At 73.3% G+C, this 26,154-nt stretch carries 23 protein-coding genes; 15 read left to right on the top strand and 8 right to left on the bottom strand.

The genetic code is table 11. The features are described 5' to 3' along the window. Positions 1–26 precede the first annotated feature (26 nt). Entirely contained in the window at positions 27–740 is a 714-nt protein-coding gene (locus FGW37_RS07265; protein ID WP_281394755.1) for a nucleotidyltransferase domain-containing protein, read from the bottom strand. Continuing rightward, the gene (locus FGW37_RS07260; protein WP_179080306.1) at positions 737–1,099 is read right to left on the bottom strand and encodes a DUF952 domain-containing protein; all 363 of its coding nucleotides are present in this window, start codon (positions 1,097–1,099) and stop codon (positions 737–739) included. The genes FGW37_RS07265 and FGW37_RS07260 overlap by 4 nt, the downstream gene beginning before the upstream one ends. Before the next feature lie 154 nt (positions 1,100–1,253). On the opposite strand from FGW37_RS07260, the gene FGW37_RS07255 reads away from it, so the two are divergent. From FGW37_RS07255 to der, 4 genes are all read left to right on the top strand, one after another. Beyond that, positions 1,254–2,339 carry a prephenate dehydrogenase gene (locus tag FGW37_RS07255; protein ID WP_179080305.1) on the top strand — a complete coding sequence of 362 codons (1,086 nt, stop codon included), beginning with the start codon at positions 1,254–1,256 and terminating at the stop codon, positions 2,337–2,339. A gap of 242 nt (positions 2,340–2,581) precedes the next feature. Then, a complete protein-coding gene (gene cmk, locus FGW37_RS07250; protein WP_179080304.1) occupies positions 2,582–3,295 on the top strand; it encodes a (d)CMP kinase in 714 nt (237 codons plus the stop codon). Positions 3,296–3,345: 50 nt separating this feature from the next. Beyond that, entirely contained in the window at positions 3,346–3,933 is a 588-nt protein-coding gene (locus tag FGW37_RS07245) for a lysophospholipid acyltransferase family protein (RefSeq protein WP_245700645.1), read from the top strand. Between the two features lie 58 nt (positions 3,934–3,991). Continuing rightward, entirely contained in the window at positions 3,992–5,449 is a 1,458-nt protein-coding gene (gene der / locus FGW37_RS07240) for a ribosome biogenesis GTPase Der (protein WP_179080303.1), read from the top strand. Positions 5,450–5,502: 53 nt separating this feature from the next. Here the strand turns inward: der and FGW37_RS07235 are convergent, their stop codons facing one another. Continuing rightward, positions 5,503–5,829 carry a hypothetical protein gene (locus FGW37_RS07235; protein WP_058045061.1) on the bottom strand — a complete coding sequence of 109 codons (327 nt, stop codon included), beginning with the start codon at positions 5,827–5,829 and terminating at the stop codon, positions 5,503–5,505. A 143-nt stretch (positions 5,830–5,972) separates the two neighbouring features. Continuing rightward, positions 5,973–6,797, bottom strand: coding sequence for a hypothetical protein (locus FGW37_RS07230; protein ID WP_179080302.1), 825 nt, complete (start codon positions 6,795–6,797; stop codon positions 5,973–5,975). 187 nt (positions 6,798–6,984) lie between these two features. On the opposite strand from FGW37_RS07230, the gene FGW37_RS07225 reads away from it, so the two are divergent. Both FGW37_RS07225 and FGW37_RS07220 read left to right on the top strand, forming a co-directional pair. Further along, entirely contained in the window at positions 6,985–8,235 is a 1,251-nt protein-coding gene (locus FGW37_RS07225) for a glycosyltransferase family 4 protein (RefSeq protein ID WP_179080301.1), read from the top strand. Continuing rightward, the gene (locus FGW37_RS07220) at positions 8,232–9,212 is read left to right on the top strand and encodes a hypothetical protein (RefSeq protein WP_246430303.1); all 981 of its coding nucleotides are present in this window, start codon (positions 8,232–8,234) and stop codon (positions 9,210–9,212) included. Before FGW37_RS07225 ends, FGW37_RS07220 begins: the two co-directional genes overlap by 4 nt. Before the next feature lie 156 nt (positions 9,213–9,368). Here the strand turns inward: FGW37_RS07220 and ctaD are convergent, their stop codons facing one another. Next, a complete protein-coding gene (gene ctaD, locus FGW37_RS07215; RefSeq protein WP_179080300.1) occupies positions 9,369–11,054 on the bottom strand; it encodes an aa3-type cytochrome oxidase subunit I in 1,686 nt (561 codons plus the stop codon). 464 nt (positions 11,055–11,518) lie between these two features. Between ctaD and FGW37_RS07210 the strand changes: the two genes are divergently transcribed. After that, positions 11,519–11,734: an I78 family peptidase inhibitor gene (locus FGW37_RS07210; RefSeq protein WP_179080299.1), complete on the top strand. Its 216-nt coding sequence runs from the start codon at positions 11,519–11,521 to the stop codon at positions 11,732–11,734. 114 nt (positions 11,735–11,848) lie between these two features. Here FGW37_RS07210 and FGW37_RS07205 read toward each other — a convergent pair whose 3' ends face one another. Together FGW37_RS07205 and FGW37_RS07200 are read right to left on the bottom strand one after the other, a co-directional pair. Next, positions 11,849–12,859: a phosphatase PAP2 family protein gene (locus FGW37_RS07205; protein WP_179080298.1), complete on the bottom strand. Its 1,011-nt coding sequence runs from the start codon at positions 12,857–12,859 to the stop codon at positions 11,849–11,851. Between the two features lie 273 nt (positions 12,860–13,132). Continuing rightward, positions 13,133–14,344: a glycosyltransferase family 39 protein gene (locus FGW37_RS07200; RefSeq protein ID WP_179080297.1), complete on the bottom strand. Its 1,212-nt coding sequence runs from the start codon at positions 14,342–14,344 to the stop codon at positions 13,133–13,135. A gap of 201 nt (positions 14,345–14,545) precedes the next feature. Here FGW37_RS07200 and FGW37_RS07195 point away from each other — a divergent pair, with 201 nt between their 5' ends. Together FGW37_RS07195 and FGW37_RS07190 are read left to right on the top strand one after the other, a co-directional pair. After that, entirely contained in the window at positions 14,546–16,204 is a 1,659-nt protein-coding gene (locus tag FGW37_RS07195; protein WP_179080296.1) for an MFS transporter, read from the top strand. Positions 16,205–16,478: 274 nt separating this feature from the next. After that, positions 16,479–17,645 carry an acyl-CoA dehydrogenase family protein gene (locus FGW37_RS07190; protein ID WP_179080295.1) on the top strand — a complete coding sequence of 389 codons (1,167 nt, stop codon included), beginning with the start codon at positions 16,479–16,481 and terminating at the stop codon, positions 17,643–17,645. A 32-nt stretch (positions 17,646–17,677) separates the two neighbouring features. On the opposite strand, the gene FGW37_RS07185 is transcribed toward FGW37_RS07190, so the two are convergent. Further along, positions 17,678–18,115, bottom strand: a complete 438-nt coding sequence (locus tag FGW37_RS07185) for a cell division protein SepF (RefSeq protein WP_058045069.1) — start codon at positions 18,113–18,115, stop codon at positions 17,678–17,680. 286 nt (positions 18,116–18,401) lie between these two features. Between FGW37_RS07185 and FGW37_RS07180 the strand changes: the two genes are divergently transcribed. The 6 genes from FGW37_RS07180 (at position 18,402) to FGW37_RS07155 (ending at position 25,591) form a co-directional block, all read left to right on the top strand. Next, entirely contained in the window at positions 18,402–19,667 is a 1,266-nt protein-coding gene (locus tag FGW37_RS07180) for a DUF5685 family protein (RefSeq protein WP_179080294.1), read from the top strand. 602 nt (positions 19,668–20,269) lie between these two features. Beyond that, the gene (locus FGW37_RS07175; RefSeq protein WP_179080293.1) at positions 20,270–21,247 is read left to right on the top strand and encodes an LLM class flavin-dependent oxidoreductase; all 978 of its coding nucleotides are present in this window, start codon (positions 20,270–20,272) and stop codon (positions 21,245–21,247) included. Beyond that, entirely contained in the window at positions 21,244–22,638 is a 1,395-nt protein-coding gene (locus FGW37_RS07170) for an NtaA/DmoA family FMN-dependent monooxygenase (protein WP_179080292.1), read from the top strand. Before FGW37_RS07175 ends, FGW37_RS07170 begins: the two co-directional genes overlap by 4 nt. Continuing rightward, the gene (locus FGW37_RS07165; RefSeq protein ID WP_179080291.1) at positions 22,635–23,435 is read left to right on the top strand and encodes a DUF1684 domain-containing protein; all 801 of its coding nucleotides are present in this window, start codon (positions 22,635–22,637) and stop codon (positions 23,433–23,435) included. The genes FGW37_RS07170 and FGW37_RS07165 overlap by 4 nt, the downstream gene beginning before the upstream one ends. 165 nt (positions 23,436–23,600) lie before the next feature. Continuing rightward, positions 23,601–24,539: a S1 family peptidase gene (locus tag FGW37_RS07160; RefSeq protein WP_179080290.1), complete on the top strand. Its 939-nt coding sequence runs from the start codon at positions 23,601–23,603 to the stop codon at positions 24,537–24,539. Between the two features lie 179 nt (positions 24,540–24,718). Continuing rightward, a complete protein-coding gene (locus tag FGW37_RS07155) occupies positions 24,719–25,591 on the top strand; it encodes a slipin family protein (protein WP_246430302.1) in 873 nt (290 codons plus the stop codon). Positions 25,592–26,154 lie beyond the last annotated feature (563 nt).

Genomic DNA, 26,154 nt, shown 5'->3' with positions numbered 1-26,154 from the left:
GCACCCGCACACGGGGTCGAACGGGCTCACTTGTCCCGCTGGTGCGCCGAAGCGCGGCGTACGCGTATCAGGAAGTCTTCGACGCGTGCGTGGTCCGGCTCCTCGGGGAGGGGGCTCGTGCGGGACGCCTCCTCGGCCTCCTCGGTCAGGCGGTTCAGCCAGGCCTCCGCCTCGGGCCAGGGCACCTCGCCCCGCCGCACGGCCAGCAGCGGTTCGCGCATGGCGCCGACGTCGAGCACGAGCGACCCCGTGCGCAGCAGGTCGCGGCCGGACATCAGCAGCCGCAGCGCGTGCATGACGGGCTTCCAGCGCCGCGGCGTGCCGTGCGCCCGCACGTCCGCCGCGAACTTCTTGCGCTGGTCCACCGCGTAGCCCGCGTACGTCTTGTGGACCCTCCGGGAGAGGAACGCCTCCCGCAGGGCCAGCAGCTCGCGCCCCGTGCCGTCGACCTGCTCGACGAGCGGGGAGTGCAGGCACTCCAGGATGTTCGGATTCCCCCGCAGCGCCAGCTCGCAGAAGCGCTCCAGCTCCCAGGAGAACTGCTCCTCGGCCGGTCCTTCCACGTGCGGCGGCGGCTTCTCGAAGCCCCAGAACAGGGGCGTCGGCGCCACGTACACGCCGCGCCGGTCCGTATCGCTCGCCTCCGTGGCCAGCCCGAAGGCGCGCGAGCCCATCACGCACGCGTAGACGGTGTGCTCGGTGACCAGCGCGACCGGGGTGACCGGGGGAACGGGCGTCACGACCACACCGCCAGCCCCGTCGCGTGGCCCTCCTCGTCGCGCTGGATCTCCATCATCCCCTCCACGGCGTCCCGGTTGATCCGCCCGAAGACGTGCGGGAACTGCGTGCCCGGGTCCACGCCGGGCGGCGGGGCCGGGTCGGCGGCCTCCCAGCGGACCAGGACGTCCAGCTTGTGCTCGTCGATCAGGAGGACCATCAGCGGGCCGGGCACGTTCCTGTAGAAGGCCGTGGCCACGGCGAGCGTCGTCTCCTCGTCGGGGGAGCAGTGGACGAAGCCGTCCTCGGAGAGGGATGCGGGGGAGTACGGGCGGTCGGGCACGGCCAGCCAGTCGTCCAGGGGCACCACGTGGTAGATCATGTGCACGGTTGTACCGGACGCGGGCCCGGCAGTCCCGCAGGGCGCCCGCCCCGGGCCCCGCAGGGCCGCCCGCCCCGCACGGCCGGCGGAGCGGCTGGATAGGCTGGCCGGGCCCGCTCTCCGTCACGCTCCACGCACCTCGCAAGGACTCTCAGTGAGAACCGCCCTCGTCATCGGCACCGGACTGATCGGCACCTCCGCCGCGCTCGCCCTCGCGGGCCGCGGGGTCCACGTCCACCTCAGGGACCACGACCCGGACGCGGCGCGGACGGCGGCCGCCCGCGGGGCCGGTACCGACCAGGCGCCCGAGGGCCCGGTCGACCTGGTGATCGTCGCGGTGCCGCCGGCGCACGTCGCGGCCACGCTCGCCGGGGCGATCCGGGACGGCCTCGGCCGCGGCTACGTCGACGTCGCGAGCGTCAAGGGCGGCCCCCGGCGCGAGCTGGAGGCCCTCGGCGCCGACCTCTCCGGCTACCTCGGCACGCACCCGATGGCCGGCCGCGAGCGCTCCGGCCCCATGGCCGCCACCGCCGACCTCTTCGAGGGCCGCCCCTGGGTGCTCACGCCCACCCGCGACACCGACACCGAGGTCCTCAACCTCGCCCTCGAGGTCGTCGCCCTGTGCCGCGCGGTCCCCGTCGTCATGGACGCCGACGAGCACGACCGGGCCGTCGCCCTCGTCTCGCACACCCCGCACCTGCTCTCCAGCATGGTCGCCGCCCGCCTGGAGGAGGCGGACGAGACGGCCGTGCGCCTGTGCGGCCAGGGCATCCGCGACGTGACCCGGATCGCCGCCTCCGACCCCCGGCTGTGGGTCGAGATCCTCTCCGCCAACCCCGGCCCCGTCGCCGACATCCTCGCGGCCGTCGCCTGCGACCTCGACGAGACGGTACGGGCCCTGCGCGCCCTGGAGGCCGCGGACGACGGCAAGCGCGACGAGGGCGCCGCCGGCCTCGAGGACGTGCTGCGGCGCGGCAACGCGGGCCGCAGCCGGGTCCCGGGCAAGCACGGGGCGGCTCCCGCCGCGTACGAGACCGTCTCCGTCCTCATCGGCGACCAGCCGGGCGAGCTCGCCCGGATCTTCGCCGACGCGGGCCGGGCCGGCGTGAACATCGAGGACGTCCGCATCGAGCACGCGACGGGCCAGCAGGCGGGCCTGATCCAGCTCATGGTCGAGCCGGGCGCGGTGGCGTCCTTGAGCGCCGCGCTCCGCGATCAGGGCTGGTCGCTGCGGCAGTAGCCCGCCCGCAGCCCGTCCGCGGTTTTCACCGCCGCAGTGGCGGGTCATGAGGACGTACGATTTCGGCGGTGCCGGACCTTCTGCCGGCCGGGCACCGCCCAGCGCGGACGCCTGGGCCCGTACCCAACCGGATCCGCGCGCCCGCAGCGCGGATCCGTCCGGCACGGGCCGCCTCCGCGAGCCAGTAACCTTGTCGCAGGCTGATAAAAGCCGCCCGTACTCCCACCCCGTGCACAAGGAAGGTGTCTGACACCGTGGAAACCGCCGCCCGGACCGCTCCGGCAGCAGTCATCGTCGGCATCGACGGCCCCTCCGGCACGGGCAAGTCCAGCACGTCCAAGGCCGTCGCGGCCAAGCTCGGCCTGCGCTACCTGGACACCGGCGCGCAGTACCGCGCGATCACCTGGTGGATGCTGAGCAACGGCATCGACGTGAACGACGCCGCGGCCGTCGCCGACGCCGCGGGCAAGCCCGAGATCGTCTCGGGCACCGACCCGTCCGCGCCGACCATCACGGTCGACGGCGCCGACGCCGCGGGCCCCATCCGCACCCAGGAGGTCACCTCCGCGGTCAGCGCCGTGAGCGCCGTCCCGGAGGTGCGCACGCGCCTGACCGAGCTGCAGCGGTCCGTCGCCGCCGAGGCGCCGGCCGGCATCGTCGTCGAGGGCCGTGACATCGGCACCACCGTGCTGCCCGACGCCGACCTCAAGATCTTCCTGACGGCGTCCGCCGAGGCGCGGGCCGCCCGCCGCAGCGGCGAGCTGAAGGGCAAGGAGGCCCGCGACCTGGCCGCCACCCAGGCCGCCCTCGCCAAGCGGGACGCCGCCGACTCCGGCCGGAAGACCTCGCCGCTGGCCAAGGCCGACGACGCGGTGGAGGTGGACACGACGGAGCTGACCCTGGAGCAGGTCATCGAGTGCGTGGTGACCCTCATCGAGGAGCGGCGGGCGGCGTGACCGCGTCCCCCGGGGGTGCCGCCGTCGGCCGGCGGATCGGCATAGGCCTGATGTACGGGCTGTGGAAGCCGCGTGTGCTGGGCGCCTGGCGGGTGCCCGCCGCGGGGCCGGTCATCCTCGCGGTGAACCACTCCCACAACCTCGACGGCCCGATGCTGATGGGCACCGCGCCCCGGCCGGTGCACTTCCTGATCAAGAAGGAGGCGTTCGTCGGCCCCCTCGGCCCGTTCCTGGAAGGGATCGGCCAGCTGAAGGTGGACCGGACGAGCGCCGACCGCGCCGCGATCACGGAGGCGCTCGGCGTCCTGGAGGGCGGCGGGGTCCTGGGGATCTTCCCCGAGGGCACGCGGGGCGAGGGCGACTTCGCCTCGCTGCGCGCCGGCCTCGCCTACTTCGCGGTGCGCTCGGGGGCGCCGATCGTGCCGGTGGCGGTGCTCGGCAGCGCGGAGCGCAAGGGCCGCGTCGTGCGCGGCCTGCCGCCGCTGCGCAGCCGGGTCGACGTCGTCTTCGGCGACGCCTTCGAGGCCGGTGACGGCAGCGGCCGGCGCACGCGCAAGGCGCTGGACGAGGCGACCGTGCGCATCCAGGAGCGGCTGAGCGCGCACCTGGCGGACGCCAAGCGGCTGACCGGCCGCTGAACGAGACTTAGTAGCGGGCCCGCGGGTCCGCCGACCATACGAACGAGGAACGGACTTCATGAACGACCAGATCCACGGCGACGAGCACGGTGAGCTTGGCGACGCCGAGTACGCGGAGTTCATGGAGCTCGCGGCGCAGGAGGGCTTCGAGGCCGAGGAGATCGAGGGCGCCCTCGGCGAGGCCGGCCACGGCCCGCTGCCGGTGCTCGCCGTCGTCGGCCGCCCCAACGTCGGCAAGTCGACGCTCGTGAACCGCATCATCGGCCGCCGCGAGGCCGTCGTCGAGGACCGCCCGGGCGTCACCCGCGACCGCGTCACCTACGAGGCCGAGTGGGCCGGCCGCCGCTTCAAGGTCGTCGACACCGGCGGCTGGGAGCAGGACGTCCTCGGCATCGACGCATCCGTCGCCGCGCAGGCCGAGTACGCGATCGAGGCCGCCGACGCGGTCGTCTTCGTCGTGGACGCCACGGTCGGCGCCACCGACACCGACGAGGCCGTCGTCAAGCTGCTGCGCCGGGCCGGCAAGCCCGTCGTGCTGTGCGCCAACAAGGTCGACGGCCCCTCCGCCGAGGCCGACGCCGCCATGCTGTGGTCGCTGGGCCTCGGCGAGCCGATGCCGGTCTCCGCGCTGCACGGCCGCGGCACCGGCGACATGCTGGACGAGGTCCTCAAGGCCCTGCCCGAGGCCCCGGCCCAGCGCTTCGGCACCGCCGTCGGCGGCCCGCGCCGCATCGCCCTGATCGGCCGCCCGAACGTCGGCAAGTCCTCGCTGCTCAACAAGGTGGCCGGCGAGGAGCGCGTCGTCGTCAACGAGCTGGCCGGCACCACCCGCGACCCGGTCGACGAGCTGATCGAGCTCGGCGGCGTGACCTGGAAGTTCGTGGACACCGCGGGCATCCGCAAGCGCGTCCACCTCCAGGAGGGCGCGGACTACTACGCCTCCCTGCGCACCGCCGCCGCGGTCGAGAAGGCCGAGGTCGCGGTCATCCTGATCGACGCGAGCGAGACCATCTCCGTCCAGGACCAGCGCATCGTCACCATGGCCGTCGAGGCCGGCCGCGCGATCGTCATCGCGTACAACAAGTGGGACACCCTCGACGAGGAGCGCCGCTACTACCTCGAGCGCGAGATCGAGACCGAGTTCCAGCAGATCGCGTGGGCGCCGCGGGTCAATGTCTCGGCGGAGACCGGTCGGCACATGGAGAAGCTCGTCCCGGCGATCGAGACGGCCCTCGCGGGCTGGGAGACGCGCGTGCCGACCGGGCGGCTGAACGCCTTCCTCGGTGAGCTCGTCGCGGCCCACCCGCACCCGATCCGCGGCGGCAAGCAGCCCCGCATCCTCTTCGGCACCCAGGCGGGCACCAAGCCCCCGCGGTTCGTGCTCTTCGCCTCCGGCTTCATCGAGGCGGGCTACCGGCGCTTCGTCGAGCGCCGCCTCCGCGAGGAATTCGGCTTCGACGGCACCCCGATCCACATCTCCGTGCGAGTGCGCGAGAAGCGCGGGCGCAAGAAGTAGGCGCAACGAGCAAGAGTCTGTGGGGGCCCGCAGGCCCCCACAGACTCTGATCGCTAATAGCCGCGCATGCGGCCGTCACGCGGAGCGGGCGGCAGCGCGGCGGGCACGTGCCCGCCGCGCTGCCGCCCGTAATGCGTGTCCCAGGCGGTGTTGTAGCCCGAGTGGACGTGGTAGCCCAGCTGGCCGGCGTAGCCCTGCTGCCCGCCGTACTGCCCGTAGCCGAGCTGCGGACCGAAGCCCACGAACCTCAGCTCCTCCTCGCCCGAGCGGTCGAAGGGGAGCGCCCGGAAGGAGCGCCGGTACTCGGAGTAGAGCGCATCGTAGATCGGGGTGACCGAGACGGGATGGCTCTGCGGGGTGGCTTCGCGGGATGGGCGCATGCCGGGGATGTGGTTCGGGTACGGAATCCGCGGGGCAGGCTCGTATGAGTGCACATACGAGCCAACGAGTCCGTGGCCCGGGGGATGCGGGCCCGGCCGGTAATGGGCCGCCGGAGCGTAGCGGACGGGGTGCACGGCGCCCGTCACGTACCCGCGAGGGGCATGGTCGCGGCGACGAGCCGTCCGGCCGCCGCCGCCCGGTCCAGCGCCTCGCGCAGCAGGTCCTCGCGCGGCTGCGAGCCGATCGTGCCGACCGGCGCGGCGAAGACCAGCACCCGCTTGGTCTTGTTCACGGCCGACCGCCACTCGGGCGCCACCTGCATCGCCTGGTGCGCCTGCCACCACGCACTGGGCTGGGCGCCCGCGACGCCGGGCATCAGGATCGCGTGCAGCTGGCCCATGGCCACCAGCACCGACCAGCCCGGCGTGGACGGCGGCACCTGCTCGACGGTGGCGACGGGGGCGAAGCCCTGCTCGATCAGGAGCGGCAGGAAGACGTCGACCGGGCCGTTCGTGCCCGGGCGGGCGATCGGCCCGAGCGGCTCCACGACGAGGGCCGGGTGCAGGTCGCCGCCGATGAGCACCAGGCCGCTGGTCACGCCCAGCTCGGCCTGCACGGGGCCGTCGGGCGTGGCGGTGAGCGTCGGCATGGTGGCGGGTGCCGGCAGCTGGGGGGCGCCCGCGTGGTCGCCCTCGCCCTGGATGGAGCGCACGGCGCCCTGGAGCTGTTCCTCGGAGACCGTGACGACCTGGGAGGGGATGCAGGCGGCGTGGGCGAAGGCGAGCACGGCCGTCTCATCGCCGACGAAGAGCACGGTGCTGGTGCGCTCGCGGTCGGTGTTGCCGGGGGTGCGGCAGGAGGTGCAGTCGTAGCTGCCCGGGGCGCTGTCACCGCCCAGCAGTCGTTCGGCCTCTTCGTCGCCGATCTCGGCGCGGACGTCGTCACTGACGTCGAGCATGCGCGGCACGGGTGGCTCCTAGATATCGGTGCGTATCACACGGGGGTTCCCGGTTCGTAAGAGCACAACGGGCGATCCGTGGCAGGGGTCACGCGTAACGAGTTGGTGATCAGGACCAACCTCACGCGCCCCACCACGGTCTAATCTCTGGGTAGGCGGGCTGGATGGAATGTCCGCGGCAAACGGCTGGGGACGAATGCACATCTCATTCCTGATTCACAACGCGTACGGCATCGGCGGGACGATCCGGACCACGTTCAACCTCGCGAGCACCCTCGCCGAGCAGCACGACGTGGAGGTCGTCTCGGTCTTCCGGCACCGGGAGGAGCCGGTGTTCGCACCGGGCGGCAAGGTGCGCCTGCGCCACCTGGTCGACCTGCGCAAGGGCACCCCGGGCTACGAGGGGGACGACCCCGAGTACGAGCGCCCTGCAGCCTTCTTCCCCGCCGCCGAGGGCCGTTACAAGCAGTACAGCGCCCTGACCGACCGGCGGATCGCGGAGCACCTGCGCACCCTGGACTGCGACGTGGTCGTCGGCACCCGCCCCGGCCTGAACGTGCACATCGCCCAGCAGGCCCGCCGCGGCCCGGTCCGGGTCGGCCAGGAGCACCTGACGCTGAGCACCCACTCCCAGCCGCTCAAGCTGACGCTGCGCACGCACTACCCGCGGCTGGACGCCGTCACCACCGTCACCGAGGCCGACGCCGCGACCTACCGCAAGCTGATGCGGCTGCCCGGAGTGCGGGTGGAGGCCGTGCCGAACAGCATCCCCGCCCCGGCCGTGGCTCCCGCCGACGGCAGCGGCAAGTGGGTGGTCGCCGCCGGCCGGCTCGCCCCCGCCAAGCGCTACGACGTGCTGATCCGGGCCTTCGAGAAGGTCGTGGCCGAGCGGCCCGACTGGAAGCTGCGGATCTACGGCGCCGGTGCCGAGCGCGCCAAGCTGCGCGCCCTCATCGACAAGCGCGGCCTGTACAACCACATCTACCTCATGGGTCCCGCCAACCCGCTGGACCCCGAGTGGGTCAAGGGCTCCATCGGCGCCGTCACCTCCAGCCTGGAGTCCTTCGGCATGACCATCGTCGAGGCGATGCGCTGCGGCCTGCCGGTGGTCTCCACCGACTGTCCGCACGGCCCCGGCGAGATCATCGCCGACGGCGTCGACGGCCTGCTCGTGCCGGTCGGCAAGGCCGACAAGATCGCCGCCGGCCTGCTGAAGCTGATCAACGACGACGAGCTGCGGCAGCGGATGGGCCGGGCGGCGCTCGAGAGCTCCGCCCGGTTCGACCCGGCGCAGGTCGCCGGGCGCTACGAGCAGCTCTTCGGCGACCTGGCCGCCCGCGGCTCCCTGCGCGGCTCGCTGCACCGCACCCGCGGCGCCCTGCTCAGCAACGCGTTCAAGACCTCGGACGCGAGCCGCTCCGCCCTGCGCCGGGTGCGTGCCGCATGACCCCCGAGACCGGTAAACCCTCCGTGCCCGCGAACGCCGCCGGATCCGGCGGCTCCACCACCCCCGAGGAGAGCACCATCGTGTCTGCCCCGGCCCCGCCGCGCGCCGACTGCATCGCGGACTCCGCGGGCGGGCTCACCTTCGACCTCGACGCCCCCGGCCCCGGACTCGACCTCAGCGAACCGGACCACTGGACCGCCGCGCTGGTCCTGCGCCGCCGCGGCAGCGACGACGAGGCCGAGGAGATCCGCCTGCCGCTCGCGCCCGACGGCGAGGGGCGGCTGCGCGCCGTGCTGCCCAGCACGGTCGCGCTCCCCGAAGGCCGCTGGGACGTCTACGTCGCCTTCGCCGACGCCGAGCCCCGCCGCCTGGTGCCCGGTCCGGCCGACCTCAGATCGCTGGTCGACCGCAGACCCGGGCCGAGCACCTCGCCGCTGTCGGTCCGCATCCCGTACGCGACCAAGCACGGCAACCTCTCCCTGCGCAGCTGGCTGCGCGGCCCGCACGCCGAGGCGGGCGACCTGCACCCGGATGCCTCCGGCCTGACCGCCCACGGCCGCATCCACCGCGTCGCGGACCCGGCCGCCTGGCTCACGGGGGCCGTCGTGGAGGCCCGCTGCCGCCGCGCGCCCGACCTCGTCGTCACCGCCCCGGTCACCCGGGAGAAGCCGGCCGACGACGCCCCCGCCGAGGAGGCCGACGGCCAGGACTTCTCCTTCACCCTGGAGTACGCCCGGCTCGCCGAGGAGTGGCACGGCGGCCTGGACGTCTGGGACCTGTGGCTGCGCCCGGCCGACGGCTCGGAGCCCGCGCGCATCGCCCGCCTCCTCGACGACGTCGTGGACAAGCAGCAGATCTTCACCTACCCCGTGCTGCCGGTCGACGCCGCGTACGCGCCCGCGCAGGCCGGCCCGTACTACACCGCCGACAACGACCTGGCGGTCAGGATCGAGGAGCGCCCGCCCGTCGCGGGCTGACCTCCCGGGCCGCCGGGCCGCCGGACTGGCGGACGTTCCGCGCGGACCGCATCACCCCCACGCCCCCGCACGGGCCGCGCTGCGTCCCCCTTGGCCGGCCGCGGGGACGCTTCGAGGTGCAGGAGCCGCCCGGGCTCGTCGACCGGATACGCGAGGTCAGGGACCGGCTGTCCCGGGCGCTTGCGCAGTCTGCGGAGCGGTGACCTTGGCGATCTCCGGGTGGTGCAGGTCGAAGGCGGGCGACTCGGAGCGGATCCGGGGCAGGGCCGTGAAGTTGTGCCGGGGCGGCGGGCAGCTCGTGGCCCACTCCAGGGAGCGGCCGAACCCCCAGGGGTCGTCGACCCCGACGGGCTTCCCGTACTTGGCGGTCTTCCAGATGTTGTAGAAGAACGGCAGGTTGGACAGGCCGAGCAGGAACGCGCCGATGGTCGACACCGTGTTGAGGGCCGTGAAGCCGTCGGCCGCGAGGTAGTCGGAGTAGCGGCGGGGCATGCCCTGGGCGCCCAGCCAGTGCTGGACGAGGAAGGTGAGGTGGAAGCCGGAGAACAGGGTCCAGAAATGGACCTTCGCCAGCCGCTCCTCCAGCATCTTGCCCGTGAGCTTGGGCCACCAGAAGTAGAAGCCCGCGAACGTCGCGAACACCACCGTCCCGAAGACCACGTAGTGGAAGTGGGCGACGACGAAGTAGGTGTCCGTGACGTGGAAGTCCAGCGGCGGCGACGCGAGGATCACCCCGGTGAGCCCGCCGAAGAGGAAGCTCACCAGGAAGCCCACCGCCCACAGCATCGGCGCCTCGAACGACAGCGACCCGTGCAGCATCGTGCCGATCCAGTTGAAGAACTTCACCCCCGTGGGCACCGCGATCAGGAACGACATGAAGGCGAAGAAGGGCAGCAGCACCGCCCCCGTGGCGAACATGTGGTGCGCCCAGACCACCAGCGACAGGGCCGTGATCGCCATGGTGGCGCCGACGAGGGTCAGGTAGCCGAAGACCGGCTTCCGGGAGAACACCGGGATGATCTCGGTGATGATGCCGAAGAACGGCAGCGCGATGATGTAGACCTCGGGGTGGCCGAAGAACCAGAACAGGTGCTGCCACAGCAGCGCCCCGCCCCACTCGGCGGAGAAGACCATCGACCCGAACCGCCGGTCCGCCTCCAGGCAGAGCAGCGCCGCCGCCAGCACGGGGAAGGCCAGGAGGATCAGGATCGAGGTGAAGAGCACGTTCCAGGTGAAGACGGGCATCCGGAACATCGTCATCCCGGGCGCGCGCATCCCGATGATGGTGGTCAGGAAGTTCACCGCGCCGAGGATCGTGCCGAAGCCGGAGAGCGCCAGGCCCATGATCCACATGTCGGTGCCGATGCCGGGGGAGCGGACCATGCTGCTCAGCGGGGCGTAGCCGGTCCAGCCGAAGGTGGCGCCGCCCTGCGGCATCAGCAGGCTGGAGACGACGATCAGGCCGCCGAAGAGATACAGCCAGTACGCGAACATGTTGAGCCGGGGGAAGGCCACGTCCGGGGCGCCGATCTGCAGCGGCATGATCGCGTTGGCGAAGCCCGCGAAGGCGGGGGTCGCGAAGAGCAGCAGCATGATCGTGCCGTGTGCCGTGAAGGCCTCGTTGAACGACTCGTTGGTCATCAGCTGCAGGCCGGGGCGGGCCAGCTCGGCCCGCATCAGCATCGCCAGCAGGCCGCCCGCCAGGAAGAAGGCGAACGAGGTGATCAGATAGAGGTGGCCGATCGTCTTGTGGTCGGTCGTCGTGAGCCAGTCGATCACGAGCCGGCCCGGTCGGCGCTCCCGCACCGGCCCGGTGGTCGCCTGCGCGGTGTCCGTCCCCATCTGCGCTCCCTCGATGTCACTTTCGACGGGCTTTCGGGCTCACGCCATGATGCTCGCCCCGGGGGCCGTCGCGCGAGGGTGCCTCCTGGGGTTCGGGGGGCGGGCGCGGCCGGTCCGGTGAATCGGAATTCCTTATTCCAGATGTTTCCGGACCGCGCTATTCCAGTGACCGTGAACACGGATCCGCGATATCCCGTGCGCCCGTTGTGCGGTCATTTCCGGTTCGCCTCCGGGTGATTTCTGCGGACCTTCCGAAAAGGCGCCGCGTATTTCCCGCCGAGGATTGGTGAAGACGTCCGCGCGATCCCGTAATCCCCGTAGGGGTGAAGTGTTCCGCGGTAAACCACAACGGGTTCTCTGTGACAGAAGCGTGACCGCCGGAGGACGGCGGCGGCACGGCCTCGTGCCCCGGCCACCCCGGACTCCGCTTTCGTACGGCGACCGGGCGGCCTACGGTGACGGGCATGGCACCTCTACCGAACCTTCCCGCCGACCCCGACGACGACCCCGCCGCCTACGTCGGCCTCGCGACGGCCGCCGCTGCCGAGCGGGCCCGCGCCCGCGGCTGGGCCACCGTGCGGGCCCTCGCGCCCGGCACGCTCGTCACCATGGAGTACCAGGCGGGCCGGCTGAACTTCGAGGCCGAGGACGGCATCGTCAAGCGCTGCTGGAAGGGCTGACGACCCCGCGTATGACGACGGCGGCCCCGGCGCGCATACGACGACGACGGCGGCCCCGGAACCTCTCCGAAGAGCTGGTTCCGGGGCCGCCGTCGTACGTGGGGAAGCGGGCCGTCAGCCGCCGACCGTCCGGCCGCGGCCCGCGGCCGGGCCCAGCGGGCTGGTGCGCGGCGCCCGGTCGGGGTTCGGCGGGCGGCGGCTGCCGGTCGGCGTGACCGGTGTCCGCTCGGAGCGGGACGTGTGCGGTCTCGCCGGCAGATGGGGGCGCCCCTCGGGGCTCCGCACGCTCGCGGACCGGCTCCCGACGCCCACCGGCTCGCGGGCCGGCTGCTGGTCGTCGGCGGGGGAGCGCGGGGCGGCCACGGCCACCGGGGCGACCGGGGCGGGCACGAGCGCACCGCGCTCGCGCACCCGGCGCCACAGGGTCAGCAGCCACGCCTCGGCGTGGGCCATCGGCGCCTCGAACCACGGCAGGGCGAGCAGCACCAGCAGCCCGGCCGTCCAGCCGAGGGTCACATCGCTCATCCAGTGCGTACCGAGGTAGACCGTGGTCATGCCGACGCCCAGTGCGAGGAGCGCGGCGATCACCGAGGCCACCCGGCGGGTGCGCGGAGTGGTGGCCAGATAGGCCAGGACGCCCCAGGTCACCACGGCGTTGGCGGTGTGCCCGGAGGGGAATATGTCGCCGCCCGCGAACATCTCGTTCGAGCCGATCGAGGTGGCGTAGTGCGGACCGAGCCGGCCCATGCCGATCTTCGCCGCGCCCACGGTGGCGTTGAGCAGCAGCAGTGACGTGCCGAGGACCAGCAGCGGCCGCAGCGTCCCCAGCTTGTAGGTGCGCCAGCCCAGCCAGGCCGCGACCGCGACGGCGGTCGGGCCGCGCTGGCCCAGGACCACGAAGTAGTCGAGGAAGGTGTGGATCTCCGGCCACTGCTTGTACGGCCGGAAGAGCATGACCTGCCAGTCGAACCGCACCGGCCAGGACGTGGTGAGCACGCCGACCACGATCGCCAGGTAGACCACGGAGGTCGCCACGAAGATCCCGAGGCGGGTCCGGGTCATCCGCGGCCGCACGGGCTCGGTCGGGCGCTCCTCCACTTGGACGAGCTCGTCGTTGGTACGCACTCAATCGACGTTACATTGAGTGACAGGAAGCTTCGGCCGATCGGGCCTGTTTGTGATGACGATGTGATGTGGAATGCGTCTCAACCATGACGTGCGCCACATTGGATTCCTCGGGGCAACTCTCGTCCGGGAAATTCCCGGGCCGCCCCGGCCGGTGGTCCGGGCTCTTTTTCCTCGCATTGCGGCCCGTTGTTTATCGGGGATTGGCCGGGCCGTTCCACTACGTTTTCCGGTGGCTCCGGGAGGGAGCCGGGCGGCCGCCCCGGAAAACGATCACGGGGGGCCGGAGCCGTGCAGCCAGAACGCCCCGTAGACCGCGGACACCAGCACCACCACGCCCACCGTCGCCACCGCCCGTACCGTCCGTGTCCGCGCGAGGGCCACCGCGAGCGGCAGCAGCAGCGGGAAGGCCGGCATCATCAGGCGCGGCTTCGAGCCGAAGTACCCCTTCGCCGTCAGCGCCAGCAGCAGCACCGCGCCCGCGTAGCCCAGCAGCGGCAGCGGCTGGCGCCTGCGCACGCACACCGCGTACAGCCACAGCACCAGGCCCACGCCCACCAGCAGGCCGAGCCCCGCGGCGAACGCGGAGCCGAAAAGCCGCTCGGCGATGAACGAACCGAAGGCCAGCCCGCCGTCGAAGCCGTTGCCCCAGCCGCCCTGCACGTCCAGATAGCCCGTGAAACTGCCGGTCCGCACGCCGACCCAGGCGAAGTACGCGAGCCAGCCCAGCGGCGCGAGCACCGCGCCCAGCAGCATCCGGGGCAGCTCACGCCGCTCCCGCAGCTCGGGCCGCTCCCGCGGGCCCTGCCGTTCCCCGCGCCGCAGCGCGACCAGCACCCCGAGCCACACGGCCAGGACGACGGCCGCCCCCACCGGGCGCGTCAGCCCGGCCAGCGCCGCGAAGGAGCCCGCCCACACCCAGCGCCGGGTGAGCACCGCGTACAGGCTCCACGCCGCCAGCGCCGTGAACAGCGACTCCGAGTAGGCCATCGACTGCACGATGCCGACCGGCAGCGCCGCCCACAGCGCCACGAGCACAACCCCCGCCCGCCGGCCGTACAGCCGCTCCCCGATCAGGAAGACGGCCCACGCCGCGAGCAGCGAGGACAGCGCGCTGACCACCAGGCCCGCATCCGCGGCCGACAGCGGGAAGACCGCCGACAGGCCCCGCTCCAGCCAGGGCAGCAGCGGGAAGAACGCCAGGTCCGAGTGGACCTTCCCACCCGGCAGGTGAAGGGTGTAGCCGTAGCCCTCCTCGGCGATGCGGGAGTACCAGAGGGAGTCCCAGCGCGCCGAGAGCAGCTGGTGCGGGCTCTTGCCCGCGAAGTGTCCCCACACCGCGAGCACCGCGATCCCCAGTGCCCGCACCGCCGCGTAGACCAGCAGGGCGGGCAGTGCACGGCGCAGCGCGCCACGCACCCGGCGGGCGGCGGGGCGCCGGTCCGCCCCGGCGCCCGTACCGGCGGGAGAAAAAAGATCAGTCACCGATCAATTGTCCAGCATGCGCGGAGCGCCTCCACGATCGGCCCGGACGGTGACGGAGCACACGGATCCGTGCCCGGGACTCGCGTACTCTGTCGACTCACTCGCCCACGACGATTCCCCCGGCCACCCCCCGGGCGGTAACCCCGGCCCACGTCCCCAGGGCCGGCGGGCGGACGGCGAGCGCACGACACGGAGGTGTGAATGTCCGGGACGACCACGGCCGGCCCGCCGCGGGCCGACGGCGTCCCCAGGCAGCGGTACCGGCGCGGACAGCGGCAGCGGCCGCCGTACGGCCCGGCCACCGGAGCCGGGGCGAACCGCTGGACCGTCCTCGTCGTCCTGTGCGTCAGCCTGCTCCTCGTCGCCGTCGACGCGACCGTCCTGCACGTCGCCGTGCCGGCCGTCACCGAGGACCTGCGGCCCGGAGCGATCCAGCTGCTGTGGATCGTCGACGTCTACCCACTGGTCTGCGCCTCGCTGCTCATCCTTTTCGGCACCCTCGGCGACCGCGTCGGCCGCCGCCGGGTGCTGCTGCTGGGCTACGGGCTCTTCGGCGCGGCCTCCGCGCTCGCGGCGTTCGCCCCGACCCCCGAGGTGCTCGTCGGGGCCCGCGCGCTGCTCGGCGCCGGCGGCGCGATGATCATGCCGGCGACGCTGTCGATCCTCCGCCAGGTCTTCCCCGACCGGCGCGAGCGGGCCCTCGCCGTCGGCGTGTGGAGCGCGGTCGCCGCCGTGGGCGCCGCGGTCGGGCCGCTGCTCGGCGGCTTCCTCCTCGAACACTTCTGGTGGGGATCGGTCTTCCTCATCAACATCCCGCTGATGGCCGCCGCGCTCCCGGTCGGGCGCTGGCTGCTGCCCGAGTCGACCGGGCCCCGCGACGGGCCCTGGGACGTGACCGGCGCGCTCATGGCCGCGTTCGGGCTGTTCGGGCTCGTCCTCGGTGTGAAGCGGGCCGGAGCCGGCGATGCGCTGAGCCTCGGCACGATCGTGCCGGGAGCCGTCGGCGCGGCCCTGCTGATCCTCTTCGTCCGTCGGCAGCGCAGGCGCACCCACCCGCTCGTCGACCTGCGGATGTTCGCCCGGCCCGCCTTCGGCACCTCCGTCGGGTGCATCGTGCTGGCCATGCTCGCGCTCGTCGGGCTGGAGCTCATAGCCGCCCAGTACCTGCAGCTCGTCCTCGGGCTCACCCCGCTGGAGACCGGCCTGCGGCTGCTGCCGCTCACGCTCGCGGCGATGGCCGCCGGGCTCGTCGGCTCCCGGCTGCTGCAGCGGCTCGGCCCGCGCACGATGGTCGCCCTCGGCTTCGTCCTGACCGCCGCCGCCGTCGCCTCGCTGACCGCGATGGGGCTGCATGACCGCCCCGGCGTCCTCGTGGCCTGCTTCGTCCTGCTCGGCTTCGGCCTCGAGACCACGCTCTTCGGCGCGTACGAGTCGATGCTCAGCGAGGCGCCCGCCGAGTCCGCGGGCGGCGCCGCGGCGATCGGCGAGACCTCGTACCAGCTCGGCGCCGGCATCGGCATCGCCCTGCTGGGCAGCGTCATGAACGCCGCGTACGCGCCCGGCGTCGGCTCCGTGCCCGGCGTGCCCAGCGCGGCGGGCGCCTCCGCGAGCCACTCCCTCGGCGAGGCGTACGACGTCGCCTCCCGGCTGGGGGGACCCGCCGGGGAGGCGCTGCGGGTCGCGGCGCGGGACGCCTTCGTCCACGGGCTGCACGTGACGCTGGCGCTGAGCGCGGCGTTGCTGCTGGCGGGGGCGGTCGCCGCGCTGCGGTTGCCGCGGGCGATGGACTGCGGGGCGGTGACGCCTCCGGCGCCGGCTCCGGCCCCGGCCGAGGAGAGCCCGGCACCGCCGGTCACGTAGCGATCGGCTGCGCGCCGTCGCGGCGGAGGGAGAGGTGCCCCGGTCCCGCCCCTTCCCGAAACCCCTGCGGGGGGCCGGGGGCTTGCCCCCGGGAAACGGTGAAAGGGCGGGACCGGGGCCCTTCCTCCGCCGCAACGGCGAGCAACCGCTGCGACATTGTCCGGCGGTGCCGAACCGGCGCCCGGATCCTCTGGACTCGGCCGGTTACCCGGCCGTAGCGTGCTGGCGAAGCGAAAGCGATCACACATTCGCCCGCACCCCGCCGGAGGCAGCCGTGTTCGACCCGCATGATCCCCTCGGCATCGACGAGCTCCTCACCGACGAGGACCGCGCCGTCCGGGACACCGTCAGGCAATGGGCCGCCGACCGCGTCCTGCCGCACATCGCCCAGTGGTACGAGGCCGGTGAACTCCCCGGCGTCCGGGAGCTCGCCCGCGAACTCGGCGCGCTCGGCGCGCTCGGCATGCAGCTCAGCGGCTACGGCTGCGCGGGCGCGAGCGCCGTCCAGTACGGCCTGGCCTGCCTGGAACTGGAGGCCGCCGACTCCGGCATCCGCTCCCTGGTCTCCGTCCAGGGCTCCCTCGCGATGTACGCGATCCACCGCTTCGGCTCCGAGGAGCAGAAGCAGCAGTGGCTCCCGGCGATGGCCGCGGGGGAGACCATCGGCTGCTTCGGCCTGACGGAGCCCGACCACGGCTCGGACCCGGCCGGCATGCGCACCCACGCCAAGCGCGACGGCGGCGACTGGGTGCTGACGGGCCGCAAGATGTGGATCACCAACGGCTCGGTCGCCGGGGTCGCCGTGGTCTGGGCCCGGACCGACGACGGCATCAGGGGCTTCGTCGTGCCCACCGACAGCCCCGGCCTGTCCGCGCCGGAGATCCGGCACAAGTGGTCGCTGCGCGCCTCCGTCACCAGCGAGCTGGTCCTCGACGAGGTGCGGCTGCCCGCGGACGCGGTGCTGCCGGAGGTCACCGGGCTGCGCGGCCCGCTCAGCTGCCTGAGCCACGCGCGGTACGGCATCGTCTGGGGCTCGATGGGCGCAGCGCGTACGAGCTTCGAGACCGCGCTCGACTACGCGCGCACGCGCGAACAGTTCGGCAAGCCCATCGGCGGCTTCCAGCTCACCCAGGCCAAGCTCGCCGACATGGCGGTGGAGCTGCACAAGGGGATCCTGCTGGCGCACCACCTCGGGCGGCGGATGGACGCGGGGAGCCTGCGGCCGGAACAGGTGAGCTTCGGCAAGCTCAACAACGTGCGGGAGGCGATCGAGATCTGCCGGACGGCGCGGACGATCCTCGGTGCGAACGGGATCTCCCTGGAGTACCCGGTGATGCGGCACGCCACGAACCTGGAGTCCGTGCTGACGTACGAGGGAACGGTGGAGATGCACCAGCTGGTGCTGGGCAAGGCGCTCACCGGTCTCGATGCGTTCCGGTAAGCCCTCGCCCCTCGGCGGCTTCGCCGCGGAACTCAGCTCTGGTTGAAGAAGCCGCCGTTCGCCCGTCCCCTCGGCTCCCCGCTGACCACCATGTAGTCGGCGGGGGTCAGCAGGAACACGCGGTTGGCCACGCGCTCGATGGAGCCGCGCAGCCCGAACGTCAGCCCGGCGGCGAAGTCCACGACGCGCTTGGCGTCGTTGGGCTCCATGCCGGTGAGGTTGACGATCACCGGGACGCCGTCGCGGAAGAGCTCGCCGATGCCCCGGGCGTCGCGGAAGCCGTCCGGGGTGACGGTGGCGATGCGCGTGCCCTGTTCCTGCGCGGCCTCGTCCGCCACCCGCACCTTGGGGTTGGTGACCCAGGCGTCACCGGGCTCGGGTCCCTCGGCGTACTCGTCGTCGTAGTAGCGCTCGTCATCGCTGTCGTCGACGAGGCCGAGCCAGGCACTCGCCTTGCGCACCGATCCCATGGACGCCTCCTCTCACACGCGGTGTGTTCCGTCCGCTTCTCTATCGTCGTCCATGATGCGGATGGTGTGCCAAGTGGATAGCCGCCGGACGAGCATTTCGTGACGCATCTGGTGCAAACCGGTTGGCGGTGCGTCAGAAACCCCGCAGGCCCCTTCTTACGCCCTGGACCTGGGCATATGCGGCTACGGCGGGCGATCGGGGGGCGCGGGGCGGGCCCCGGTCGGGTCGGGTGGTCAGGTGATTAGGATGCCCGGGTCCATTCACACCACACACGGGGGCTGGGTTTTGTTCGGGATCATAAGGCCATGTCGGCACCGGCTGTCAGAGGCCATGCGCACGGAATGGATGGCGCATCTGTGCGGACTGTGCCTCGCGCTGCGCGGCGACCACGGACAGTTCGCGCGCGCGGCCACCAACTACGACGGTCTGGTCATCTCGGTCCTGGTGGAAGCCCAGTCGCCGGCGGACGAGGGCGCCAACTCCTGGCGCCGCACGGCCGGACCGTGCCCGCTGCGCGGCATGCGCGCCGCTTCCGTGGCCAAGGGTGAGGGGGCGCGTCTCGCCGCCTCGGTCTCGCTGGTGCTGGCGTCGGCGAAGATGCGCGACCATGTCGCCGACGGCGACGGCGTGTTGGCGCGCCGCCCGATCGCCGCGGCGGCGCGCCGCGTGGCCGCGAAGTGGGACCGGGCCGGTGCCCGTACGGGAGCGGACCTCGGTTTCGACACCGCCGTCCTGGTCGACGCGGTCGAACGGCAGGCCGGCATCGAGGCGCTGGCCGGTGCGGGGACGTCGCTGCTGACGGTGACGGAGCCCACCGAGACGGCCACCGCCGCGGCCTTCGGCTACACCGCCGTGCTCGCCGGACGGCCGGGCAACAAGGAGCCCCTGGAGGAGGCGGGCAGGCTCTTCGGGCGGCTCGCGCACCTGCTGGACGCCGTGGAGGACATGGCGGAGGACGCGGAGACCGGGGCGTGGAACCCCGTCGCCGCGACCGGCACCGACCTCGCCGAGGTGCGCAGGCTGTGCGACGACGCCGTGCACGGTGTCCGTCTGGCGCTGCGCGAGGTCGACTTCGCGAGCAGGAGCCAGAGCCGGCTCGCGCACGTCCTGCTCGCGCACGAGCTGGAGCGCGCCGTCGACCGGGCGTTCGGTACGGCGGGCTGCGGGCACGCCGGGCACGCCGGACCGGCGGGGCACGCCGGGCCCGCCGCTCTCCAGGACGGCGCGCCGCAGGGCGCGTTCGGGCCGCCCCCGGTCATGCCGCCGGGGCAGATGCCGCCGGGGCAGCTGCCGCCCGGCGCGCCGCCCGAGCCGCCGCGGCGGGGGAGGCGGCGCGGGCTGATAGCCGGCTGTGCGGTGTGGGCCACGCTTTTCTGCACGTGTCAGGTCTGCTGCCGGGACCCGTACTTCGATCCGTGGGACGGTCAGCAGCGTGAGGGCTGGTGCCACAAGTGCGACTGCAGCGACTGTGATTGCAGCGGCTGCGGCGATTGCTGCAACTGCTGTGACTGCTGCGGTGACTGCGACTGCGGTTGTGACTGCGGCTGTTGAGAACGAGGGCGAGCCTTGTGGTCGAGCGCGATGCGAGGGGAGGGTGCGGCGCAACGCCGCGGATGTGAAGGCGTGAGGGCGTAGAGGTGTGAGGGTGTACAGGTGTGAGGGCGTGAAGGCGTGAGGGCTCCGCGGGAAGCGCGGTCAGCCCGGGCAGGAACCCGGAAGAGGTGCACGGAAGCCGGGACACGACGCGGACCACACCCGACCGAAGTCGATGTGATCCCGGGTGACCAGTCGTTGCCCTGGGTGCATGGGCCAAGTGGAACAGCCTTCCGTTTCCGCGTCAACTGTGCTGAGACGGCCTGCCCGCAGTGTGGACAGGAGTGCGGACGGGCTTGACAGTTGGCCAGTGCACGCGAATAGCCTCGGAGTTCGGCCGTGCTGAGGGGCGCGGCCGGATGCGCACGACGCATCCGATGTGAAGGCACGTCCCGTGTCCGATCCCGTATCCACGGAGCCTTCCCATGCCCTCCCTCGTCGCTGTCCCTGCCGCCCCTGCCGGACATGGGAGGGGACGGGCACCTCCCCCGCCGCGACGGCGAGCGACCACCCCACCGAGCCCTCGGCCCCACCGTGGCCCCGCACCCCCAGGGAAGCCCATGTCCGCACCCATCCGGCCCCTGCACCTGGCCGTGAGCATCGACCGCCCCGGCGTCCGGGACGCCGAGCCCTACGTCCGCGCGGCCCGCCTCGCCGAGCGCGGCAGGCTGGACTTCGTCACCCTCGGCGACACGCTCGGCCCGCCCCGGCGCGGCGAGAGCCGCCTCGACGCCCTCGCCGTCCTCGCCCGCGTCGCGCCCGCCACCGAGCGCATCGGCCTGGTGCCCACCGTCACCACCACCCACACCGACCCGTTCCACGTCTCCGACGCCGTCTCCACCCTCGACTGGGTCAGCGGCGGCCGCGCCGGCTGGACCGTGGAGGTCTCCGGCACCGAAGCCGCGGCGCGCCACTTCGGCCGCCGTGCCGCGGCCCCCGCCGACGAGCTGTGGCACGAGGCCGGGGCCGTCGCCGACGTCGCCGCCCGGCTCTGGGACAGCGCGGAGGACGACGCCGGGATCCGTGACGCGGCCACCGGCCTCTCCGTCCGCGGGCCCTCCATCGTGCCCCGGCCCCCGCAGGGGCGGCCGGTGATAGCCGTCGACGCCACCCGCCTGCTGCCGCGCGCGGCGGCCGCCCGCCACGCCGACGTCGCCTACGTCCGCACCGGGCCCGCGCCCACTCCCGGCGCGGTCCGCGCCGCCCGCGACGACCTGCACGCCCGGCTGCGCTCCCTCGGCCGCGACCCCGGCCGGATCGTCGTCCTCGCCTCCCTGCCCGTCGCGCTGTACGCGGCCGCCGACGCCGTCGCCCTCGCCGGCCTGGCCGGCTCCTGGTGGGCCGACGGCGTGGTCGACGGCTTCCACTTCCGGCCCGAGGACCCCGACCGGGACCTCGCCCTGCTGGTCGACGGGACCGTGCCCGTACTCCAGCACCGCGGCCTGCTGCGCTCCTTCTATCCCGGCGGCACGCTCCGCGAGCACCTGTGCCTGCCGCGCCCCGCCAACCGCTACGCCACCGCGAGGAGGCCCGCATGACCGCCCCCGGGGCACGCCGCCGCAAGCAGATGCACCTGGCCGCCCACTTCCCCGGCGTCAACAGCACGACCGTGTGTGCCGGCCCGCGGTCCGGCAGCCGGATCGACTTCTCGTCCTTCCGGCACCTCGCCGCCACCGCCGAACGCGGCCTCTTCGACTTCTTCCTCCTCGCCGAGGGCCTGCGGCCGGGGCCGCCCGAGCACAAGGGCCGGATCCACGACCCGGACGTCGTCGGCCGGCCCGAGCCGGTCACCGTGCTCAGCGCCCTGGCCGCCGTCACCGACCGGATCGGCCTGGCGGCCACCGCCGACACCACGTTCAACGAGCCCTACGAACTCGCCCGGCGCCTCGCCTCCCTGGACCACCTCAGCGGCGGGCGCGCCGCCTGGAACGTCGTCACCTCCCCCGTCACCTCCTCCAACACGATCACCGGCGAGGACTTCCGCCGAACAGGGGGGACCCCCATCACCCGCGCCGCCGAGTTCGTCGCCACCGCGCGCGAGCTGTGGGACTCGTGGACGCCCGGGGGCGTGCCGCGCCCCTTCGCCCACCACGGGCGGCACTTCTCCGTCTCCGGCACCTTCGACGTGGCCCGCAGCCCGCAGGGCCACCCGGTCGTCATCCAGGCTGGGGACTCCGGCGAGGACCGGGAGTTCGCGGCCTCCGCCGCCGACGTCGTTTGCGCCCGCTGGGGGACCGGGAGCCGTCACCCGGGACAGCACGGCACCGGGCACGGGACGCCGGAGGCCGGCCGGGCCTTCTACGCCGACGTCAAACGGCGGCTCCCCGCGTACGGGAGGCGGACCGCCGACCTCAAGATCATGCCCCGGGTGACGTTCGCCCTCGGGGACACCGACGCCGAGGCCCGGGAGAAGGCCGCCGAGATCCGCAGGCAGCAGGTCTCCCCGCAGACCGCGCTGCTCGCCCTGGAGCAGGTGTGGGGCCGGGACCTGTCCGGCTACGACCCCGACGGGCCGCTGCCCGACGTCGACCCGGACCCGGACCCGGACCCGCACCCGGAGCCGGGCGGCGAGGTGGCCCGGGGGCGGACGCGGACAGCCGACCGGTTCGCCGTCGCCGCCCGGTGGCGCGCCGTCTCCGAGGACAAGGGGCTGTCCATCCGGCAGACCGTGATCGAGACGACCGCCCGGCAGTCCTTCATCGGCACCCCCGCCTCGGTGGCCGCGCAACTGGACGAAGCCGTCACCGCCGGGGCCGCCGACGGCTTCGTCCTCGTTCCCCACCTCACCCCCGGAGGGCTCGACGAATTCGTCGACCGCGTGGTGCCCCTGCTGCAGGAGCGTGGCGCGTTCCGTACGGAGTACACGGGCGCGACGCTCCGCGAACACCTCGGGCTGCCGCTGCCCGTATGGAAAGGTGGACCGTCATGAGCACGGACACGGGCAACGACGCACGGCAGCAGTGGAAGACGTGGCACGAGGAGCGTACGGAGACGGTCTGCGCACCGTACGGGCCGCTCGCGCTCACGGGGACCTACTGGCTCGCCGACGCCGCCGAGGGGCGATTTCCCGCCATCCCGGGGCACTGGACCGAGGACGGCGACGCCGTCCTGCTGACCGCCACGGCCGCCGACGGGCTCACCGCGGACGGGCGGCCGCTGAGCGGTGAGGTCCGGCTCGGCCCGGACAAGGGCCCGGCCGCGACGGCCCGCGTCGACTACGGCGGACGCAAGCTCGTGGTGCTGCGCCGGGAGGGGCTGTGGGCGGTGCGCGTCTTCGACCCCGGCTCGGCCGGGCGGCGGGCGTTCACCGCGATCGACGTCTTCGAGTACGACGAGGACTGGGTGCTGCCGGGGGTCTTCCGCCCGTACGACGGCAGCCGCAGGGTGCGGGTGGAGAACGCGGACGGGCGGGAGCGGGGACTCGGCCTGGACGGCGAACTGTCCTTCACCGCCGCCGGTTCCGCATTCGCGCTGCAGGTCGCCGTCGAGGTGGACGGCACGCTGTGGGCGGTGTTCGCCGACGGTACGAGCGGGGACAGCAGCTACCGCTTCCGGTTCCTGCGGACGCCCGCGCCCGGCGTCGACGGGCGGGTGACGGTCGACTTCAACCACGCCCTCCTGCCGCCCTGTGCCTTCGCCGACCACTTCATCTGCCCGTTCCCGCCGCCGGGGAACACGTTGCCGATCGCGGTTCCGGCGGGGGAGCGCCGCGTGCTGGTGGGCTAGCGCGACACCGCCGGATCCGGGTGCGCGCCGTCCGAAAGATGCTCTTGCGGGGGTCGGCGCGTGGCCCGAATACTCCCGAACAGCGCTTGTCAGGGGCACGACGAAAGTGGAATCCCGCGTGCCCGTTCTGGCTGCGCCTCACCGACCCCACTCGGGAGGAAGAACGTGAGGATCAAGCGCACCACCCCCCGCCACGCGACACTCACCGCGACACGCACTGCGACACGCGTCGCCCTCGCCTCCGCCCTCGCCGCCGCGGCCGCCCTCGTCGGCACCACCGCCCACGCCGAGAGCAACGGCGCATCGGCCCCCGTCAGACACTCCGCCGCCCAGCTGTCCGCCGCGAGCACCGCCGTGCAGGCCGCGGACGTCGCCGGCACCGCCTGGGCCGTCGACCAGGAATCCGGCACGCTCGTCGTCACCGCCGACTCGACCGTCTCCGCCGCCGCCATCGCCAAGATCAAACAGAAGGCCGGCGCCGCGGTGGAGGCCATACGCATCGAGCGCACCCCCGGCACCCTCCGCCCCTTCCTCGCCGGCGGCGACGCGATCTACGCCCCGAGCTGGCGCTGCTCGCTCGGGTTCAACGTACGCAAGGGCAACACCGCCTACTTCCTCACCGCAGGCCACTGCACCGAGGGCAAGCCGCCCTACTACAGCAACTCCGGGCACACCACGAGCATCGGCCCCACCACGGGCACCAGCTTCCCCGGCAACGACTACGGCATCGTGCAGTACACCAACGGCTCCCTCCCGCACCCCAGCGAGGTCAACCTCTACAACGGCCGCACCCAGCGGATCACCGCCGCCGGCAACGCGACCGTCGGCCAGTCCGTGCAGCGCAGCGGCTCCACCACCGGCCTGCACGGCGGCAAGGTCACCGGCCTCAACGCCACCGTCAACTACGGCAACGGTCAGGTCGTCCGCGGCCTCATCAAGACGAACGTCTGCGCCGAGCCCGGCGACAGCGGCGGCGCCCTCTTCGCCGGCTCCACCGCCCTCGGCCTCACCTCCGGAGGCAGCGGCAACTGCAGCTCCGGCGGGACGACCTACTTCCAGCCCGTCGGCCCGGCGCTCAGGGCGTACGGGGTGACGATCGGCTGAGGGCCTCTGAGGCAGTCTGAGGCCCTCAGGGGGCCTCGCCCTCCGGGTCCCGCACGCCCTGGTTTCGCGTTCCGCAGCACAAGAGCCCCCGGCCCGCACCTCGGCCGGGGGCTCGACCCTGTGCCCGATACGGGCATACCGTGGACATAACACCTGAGATGTACGGCAGGGGGCCTGCCATGGTCGAGGAACTGGTGGTGGCAGCCGTGACCGCGGCGTCCGCCGGGGCGGTGTACGTCGCGTCGGCGGCCCGCGTGGTCAAGCAGTACGAGCGCGGCGTGGTGCTGCGGCTCGGGCGGCTCCTGCCCGAGATCCGTCCCCCGGGGTTCACCCTGATCGTCCCCGGCATCGACCGGCTGCGGAAAGTGAACATGCAGATCGTCACGATGCCCGTGCCCGCTCAGGAGGGCATCACCCGCGACAACGTCACCGTCCGCGTGGACGCCGTCGTCTACTTCAAGGTCGTGGACCCGGCCGAGGCGGTCATCGCCGTGGAGGACTACCGCTTCGCGGTGTCCCAGATGTCTCAGACGTCACTGCGCTCGATCATCGGCAAGAGCGACCTCGACGACCTCCTCTCCAACCGGGAGAAGCTCAACCAGGGCCTGGAGCTCATGCTCGACAGCCCCGCCATCGGGTGGGGCGTGCAGATCGACCGCGTCGAGATCAAGGACGTCTCGCTGCCGGAGACGATGAAGCGGTCCATGTCCCGGCAGGCGGAGGCGGAGCGCGAGCGGCGGGCCCGGGTGATCAATGCGGACGCGGAGCTGCTGGCGTCGAAGAAGCTCGCCGAGGCGGCGGCCACGATGGCCGACCAGCCGTCGGCGCTGCAGCTGCGGCTGCTGCAGACGGTGGTGGCGGTGGCGGCGGAGAAGAACTCCACGCTGGTCCTGCCGTTCCCGGTGGAACTCCTCCGCTTCCTGGAGCGTTCGGCCCAGCAGGGCCTCGTGCCCCCGGACACGCCCCGCGCGGCGAAGCCGCCGCCGCCCGACCCGGCCGTAGAGCCCCCGCAGCCCCCGGAGGAACTGCCCCCGGGCACCCCGAAGCCTTGACGGCTTGCAGCAACCCGAGGACTGGACCTTCCTGCGTCCGGCAGCCATGGCGACCATCCGGCACCGCCGGGTCACGCCGTGGGGCGTCTCGCCGTTGCGGCGGGGGGTACGGGCCTTGGCAGGTGCCCGGCAGCGCTGATTCCGAGGCTCCGGCCCTTGTGTCCGCCGCGGCGGTGATCACGGCGCAGCCCGGCGGCGTCGGCCGTACGGCACCGCCGGGCTGCTCCGTTCGGCGTCCCGCCGTGGCGGCGGAGCGAAGGGTCCCGCGCGCCTTGGATCCGGGGGCGCTCGGGCCCTCCCGGTATCTGCTGCCGCAGCCTTTGTGTCCGCCGCGGCTGTCCGGCGGTGCCGGTCGGCTCGGTGCCGCCGGAATGGCTCGTGGGGCGTCTCGCCGTTGCGGCGGGGGTAGGGCCTGGCCTGGCGGCGCTTTGGATTGAGGGCGCGTCGGTGCGGGCTTCTTTCGGAGTGGAGCTGGAGGGCTCGGGCTCTTTTTCCGCCGCGGCGGTGATCAGCCTCGACGGTGCGGCCCGGCGGTGCCGTACGGCGTCCCGCCGTGGCGCCTG

Origin of the sequence: Streptomyces rectiverticillatus, assembly GCF_013394065.1 — a bacterium.
Taxonomy (GTDB): domain Bacteria; phylum Actinomycetota; class Actinomycetes; order Streptomycetales; family Streptomycetaceae; genus Streptomyces; species Streptomyces rectiverticillatus.
Note: the sequence above shows the minus strand (reverse complement) of the source record. Positions and strands in the feature narration are given on the sequence as shown.

Coding starts and splice junctions, on each gene's coding strand:
- FGW37_RS07260 (WP_179080306.1), bottom strand. CDS start 1,099: ATGATCTACCACGTGGTGCCCCTGGACGACTGGCTGGCCGTGCCCGAC.
- FGW37_RS07245 (WP_245700645.1), top strand. CDS start 3,346: ATGTACGGGCTGTGGAAGCCGCGTGTGCTGGGCGCCTGGCGGGTGCCC.
- der (WP_179080303.1), top strand. CDS start 3,992: ATGAACGACCAGATCCACGGCGACGAGCACGGTGAGCTTGGCGACGCC.
- FGW37_RS07235 (WP_058045061.1), bottom strand. CDS start 5,829: ATGCGCCCATCCCGCGAAGCCACCCCGCAGAGCCATCCCGTCTCGGTC.
- FGW37_RS07225 (WP_179080301.1), top strand. CDS start 6,985: ATGCACATCTCATTCCTGATTCACAACGCGTACGGCATCGGCGGGACG.
- FGW37_RS07220 (WP_246430303.1), top strand. CDS start 8,232: ATGACCCCCGAGACCGGTAAACCCTCCGTGCCCGCGAACGCCGCCGGA.
- ctaD (WP_179080300.1), bottom strand. CDS start 11,054: ATGGGGACGGACACCGCGCAGGCGACCACCGGGCCGGTGCGGGAGCGC.
- FGW37_RS07210 (WP_179080299.1), top strand. CDS start 11,519: ATGGCACCTCTACCGAACCTTCCCGCCGACCCCGACGACGACCCCGCC.
- FGW37_RS07195 (WP_179080296.1), top strand. CDS start 14,546: ATGTCCGGGACGACCACGGCCGGCCCGCCGCGGGCCGACGGCGTCCCC.
- FGW37_RS07185 (WP_058045069.1), bottom strand. CDS start 18,115: ATGGGATCGGTGCGCAAGGCGAGTGCCTGGCTCGGCCTCGTCGACGAC.
- FGW37_RS07175 (WP_179080293.1), top strand. CDS start 20,270: ATGTCCGCACCCATCCGGCCCCTGCACCTGGCCGTGAGCATCGACCGC.
- FGW37_RS07170 (WP_179080292.1), top strand. CDS start 21,244: ATGACCGCCCCCGGGGCACGCCGCCGCAAGCAGATGCACCTGGCCGCC.
- FGW37_RS07165 (WP_179080291.1), top strand. CDS start 22,635: ATGAGCACGGACACGGGCAACGACGCACGGCAGCAGTGGAAGACGTGG.
- FGW37_RS07155 (WP_246430302.1), top strand. CDS start 24,719: ATGGTCGAGGAACTGGTGGTGGCAGCCGTGACCGCGGCGTCCGCCGGG.